Source organism: Synechococcus sp. Cruz CV12-2-Slac-r (assembly GCF_024346075.1).
Lineage (GTDB): Bacteria > Cyanobacteriota > Cyanobacteriia > PCC-6307 > Cyanobiaceae > Synechococcus_D.
The window spans coordinates 1-3,398 of record NZ_JAGQEK010000165.1 but is presented as its reverse complement, the minus strand read 5'-3'; the positions used below and the strand labels follow the sequence as shown (position 1 = coordinate 3,398).

Genomic DNA, 3,398 nt, shown 5'->3' with positions numbered 1-3,398 from the left:
AGTGGAAACCAAGCCTGAGATTTAGCTTGCTTACTCTGTATTGCTGGAATGCAAATAAAGCTTTGTATGCGCTTAATGGCTCTGCGATAGCAGCATCTGTCGTCATCGGCCCACATTTGTAGATTTAGTTGGCCACCAGGGGCTCAATTCGTTCAATCTCTTCAGCCAGCTCAGCGCTGGCCACCTCGGTGTCATGGGCTGCCTGGGCGCGCAGCCAATAGCCAGGGCTCAATCCCAGAAAACGGCAGAGGCGCAGATCCGTATCGGCGCTGATTGCGCGACGGCCCGCCACAACCTCACTGATCCGCGATGCAGGCACATCGATTGCCTTGGCTAGCCGGTATTGGCTAACGCCGAGAGGCTGCAAAAACTCCTCATCAAGAAGTTCGCCAGGGGTGATGGGGGTGAGGCGGTCCATAGGGTTCATCAGTGGTAATCAACAATTTCAACGGCTTCAGGGCCAGCGTCCGACCAGAGAAAGCACAGGCGGTACTGGTCGTTGATGCGGATGCTGTGTTGACCTGCCCGATCACCTCGTAAGGCTTCCAGCCGGTTGCCTGGAGGGATCCGCAGGTCGTCGAGGCAGTCAGCAATCTCCAGTTGCCTGAGCTTGCGGCGGGCCACTCGCTCGAACGCCTGGGACCGTGGCACCGCCCATCCCTGAGCCAGCCGCTTGGTATCGGGACATCGGAAGGAGCGGATCATCAACCCAGCATAGTTCTGCTGTGCGGAATGGTTGTGTCTCCTGCGTGCAGCCGCTTCGAGGGGCGGGCTCGATACCTCCGCCTGCTGGTAAGACTCCTAGAGGAGAGAGGACTGGGCATGCATTTTCTTGCGCAGGCGCGGGAGCTGATCTATGGCTCGACACCGAGCTCCAGCTGCTGTCCCCCCGACCCCGATCTCGAAGCGGCGGGCAGTATCCTGCGCTTCAAGATGCAGCTAATTAAGGGGTCCTCGATCGCCCCCGAGATCATCCAAAAAATGCGCAGCCATGCCGATGGCGTCGATCGTGTGCTGGTGTCCGCCGGCAGCTACTGCATCTTATTCGACACTGTGGTGGAAGACCGACCCTGAGTTCGAGATCGATAAGGATATTGATAACAAGCTGTTGATTAGCGTGGCTCCGGATGGGTATTTGAGGCGGGTTGCCTAATCATCCCAAGCTCAATCTCCGCCAAAAACCATGAAAATCAAATGGATATAGCTCCTCAACAATAGTTTAATCGAGATAGCTGAGGATAATCTGGAGGAAATACCTTGTGACGGAGACGGTGTATTTGTTGACGATGTTGGCTACAGAGTGAGAGGGCACGTCTCCACGCCGCATCTCGAACACAAGCACCACGTCTTTATTAGCGAGATTGCGTGATCATCAGTCCAAACACTGACAAAAGCTTCCCACGCTCCTAGAATCCCCCCAACTTTGCCAATAATGGGTCTTGCCGCTGAGTGACGCCGAGTTTGAGGCAATTCTTGCCAATAACACGAAGTTGATCGAGGGTGACATCGTGTGGCAGGAAGATGAGGATCATTCACCATCTGTTGAATTTAAGGTCCAAGTTGAAACCGATAGAGGGTATCCTCTTTTCATGAAGGGTACATTTAATCCCTTAATTCCGGCCATTACATATGCCTTGATTTCAAAGACTTCGGGCCGCATTTACGCTCTTGACCTGGGTAAGGGGCATAAAAATCCGGATGGCACCAGCGTTGGCGATACTCACAAACATCGATGGTCTGAAGCATTTAAAGACAAGCAGGCCTACGAGCCGAGTGACATTACGGCATCAGCTGACAATCCAGTGCAAGTCTGGCAGCAGTTCTGCCTAGAAGCTACGATTCAACATAATGGACACATGCTTCCTCCGCCACCAGTTCAAGGAGATTTATTTTTATGACCAGTTCATTTGCTAAGGCTAGTTCAATCTGCGAATCGATCAGCAGCGGCTTGGGTCCATTGTTTGAGTGCTCCGCCAGCCGAGACTACGTTCGAGTGAGAACACCATTTTTGTATCCAGATGGAGATTTCATTGATTTATATCTGAATAGTTCTGATCAAGGAGTCACGACTGTTTCGGATTTTGGCGAAACGATACGGTGGTTGAGTTCTAATACTCTATCGGCGAAGCGCTCTCCAAAGCAACTGGGATTGATCTCTGATATATCACAGACTCATGGGGTTGAGTTCTTTCGTGGCACGCTGAAAGCACGCTCAACTGAGCCCTCACTTTTGGCAGATGCAGTGACGCGCGTTTCTCAAGCGGCGCTCCGTGTATCCGACCTTATCTTTACATCTAGGCTTCGCACAGTAGAGTCTGCGATTGATGAGGTTGCGGACTACCTCCAAGAGCTTCACTTGCCATTTGAAAGAAACAAAAGACTGATTGGAAGATCAGGCAGAAGTTGGAAAATTGACTTTCAAGTCAGTTCTCCCAATCGAAGCTCCTTGCTTTCAGTTCTCTCCTCAGGGAGCCGTTCTGCAGCACAACAGATTGTCAAAGGAGCTGTTGTCACTTGGTATGACTTGAGTCATTTACGGGCATCGCCTGAACCCTTATCTTTTATCTCTCTTGTTGACGACTCAGCTGATGTATGGACAGAAGAAGATTTCAATCTTGTCGAATCGATATCAGAGGTTGCCAGGTGGTCCGCCCCTGAAACGCTTGAGCAACTACTCACCGCCTGACCTTCAGGCGTAGCAACCGCAAAGATGGGATTCCATTTACCGATGATTGGGGAAAGAGTTCTAAATTCTTGAAATTTCCCCTGTGACTCATTAGGCAGAGAGCTAGTGCTAGATCTTGTCGATTTTTTATATCATAAATATGATATTCAGGAGATCAGCCCCAGAGTAGATTCAAACTGTGTCAAAGGCTGGCTTGCCGTTGCTGCGAACATGTGTCGAAGTCGTTGGGATTACCCACTCTCAATGCTCCCTCAATGCGACATCCGCCCCCACAACCGCAAGGCCCTCGACGAGCATCCAACAAGTGCGCAGTCATGCCGATGGCGTCGATCGGGTTCTGGTGTCTGCCGGCAGCTGCTGCATCGTGTTCGACACTGTGGTGGAAGACCGACCCTGAGTTCGAGATCGATAAGGATATTGATAACAAGCTGCTTATTAGTGTGGCTCCGGATGGGTATTTGAGGCTGGTGAGCTGACTACCGGCTGCTGGCATTATTTTATTGACGTGCAATTTCGTAGCTCTCAGGAGCCACACCACCCGCAACCGCTACGTGCCCGATATCCTCAAAGCCCAACAGCAGCTCAGCCTTCGCGTCACCGTTTCCTTGGCGGAAGTGATACGCCGCACCGGCGCGGCTGCACAAGCGGCTATGTCTCTGGATGAGCCAAAAGGGGCCCCGCAGCCAGGCTGAACCGTACCCCTGGATCCGCC

Annotated in this window: 8 protein-coding genes; 6 read left to right on the top strand and 2 right to left on the bottom strand. The window is 52.0% G+C overall.

Annotation, left to right across the window (positions count from 1 at the left end; genetic code table 11):
• Nucleotides 1-124 precede the first annotated feature (124 nt).
• Both KB557_RS09940 and KB557_RS09935 read right to left on the bottom strand, forming a co-directional pair.
• Complete coding sequence (locus tag KB557_RS09940; protein ID WP_255133786.1) at nt 125-427, bottom strand: HigA family addiction module antitoxin; 303 nt, start codon at nt 425-427, stop codon at nt 125-127.
• Entirely contained in the window at nt 427-705 is a 279-nt protein-coding gene (locus tag KB557_RS09935; RefSeq protein ID WP_255133784.1) for a type II toxin-antitoxin system RelE/ParE family toxin, read from the bottom strand. The genes KB557_RS09940 and KB557_RS09935 overlap by 1 nt, the downstream gene beginning before the upstream one ends.
• A gap of 117 nt (nt 706-822) precedes the next feature.
• Between KB557_RS09935 and KB557_RS09930 the strand changes: the two genes are divergently transcribed.
• The 6 genes from KB557_RS09930 to KB557_RS09910 all read left to right on the top strand — a co-directional run bounded on the left by KB557_RS09930 (nt 823) and on the right by KB557_RS09910 (nt 3,378).
• Nucleotides 823-1,074 carry a cephalosporin hydroxylase family protein gene (locus KB557_RS09930; protein ID WP_255133781.1) on the top strand — a complete coding sequence of 84 codons (252 nt, stop codon included), beginning with the start codon at nt 823-825 and terminating at the stop codon, nt 1,072-1,074.
• A complete protein-coding gene (locus tag KB557_RS11250) occupies nt 1,010-1,153 on the top strand; it encodes a CmcI family methyltransferase (protein ID WP_399218972.1) in 144 nt (47 codons plus the stop codon). The genes KB557_RS09930 and KB557_RS11250 overlap by 65 nt, the downstream gene beginning before the upstream one ends.
• A 286-nt stretch (nt 1,154-1,439) precedes the next feature.
• Complete coding sequence (locus KB557_RS09925; RefSeq protein WP_255133779.1) at nt 1,440-1,898, top strand: DUF6978 family protein; 459 nt, start codon at nt 1,440-1,442, stop codon at nt 1,896-1,898.
• A complete protein-coding gene (locus KB557_RS09920) occupies nt 1,895-2,686 on the top strand; it encodes a DUF1828 domain-containing protein (RefSeq protein WP_255133777.1) in 792 nt (263 codons plus the stop codon). Before KB557_RS09925 ends, KB557_RS09920 begins: the two co-directional genes overlap by 4 nt.
• 254 nt (nt 2,687-2,940) lie before the next feature.
• Nucleotides 2,941-3,162: a CmcI family methyltransferase gene (locus KB557_RS09915; RefSeq protein WP_315856220.1), complete on the top strand. Its 222-nt coding sequence runs from the start codon at nt 2,941-2,943 to the stop codon at nt 3,160-3,162.
• Nucleotides 3,163-3,186: 24 nt separating this feature from the next.
• The gene (locus tag KB557_RS09910; protein WP_255133775.1) at nt 3,187-3,378 is read left to right on the top strand and encodes a hypothetical protein; all 192 of its coding nucleotides are present in this window, start codon (nt 3,187-3,189) and stop codon (nt 3,376-3,378) included.
• Nucleotides 3,379-3,398: the final 20 nt, after the last annotated feature.

Coding starts and splice junctions, on each gene's coding strand:
- KB557_RS09940 (WP_255133786.1), bottom strand. CDS start 427: ATGAACCCTATGGACCGCCTCACCCCCATCACCCCTGGCGAACTTCTT.
- KB557_RS09935 (WP_255133784.1), bottom strand. CDS start 705: ATGATCCGCTCCTTCCGATGTCCCGATACCAAGCGGCTGGCTCAGGGA.
- KB557_RS09930 (WP_255133781.1), top strand. CDS start 823: ATGCATTTTCTTGCGCAGGCGCGGGAGCTGATCTATGGCTCGACACCG.
- KB557_RS09920 (WP_255133777.1), top strand. CDS start 1,895: ATGACCAGTTCATTTGCTAAGGCTAGTTCAATCTGCGAATCGATCAGC.
- KB557_RS09915 (WP_315856220.1), top strand. CDS start 2,941: ATGCGACATCCGCCCCCACAACCGCAAGGCCCTCGACGAGCATCCAAC.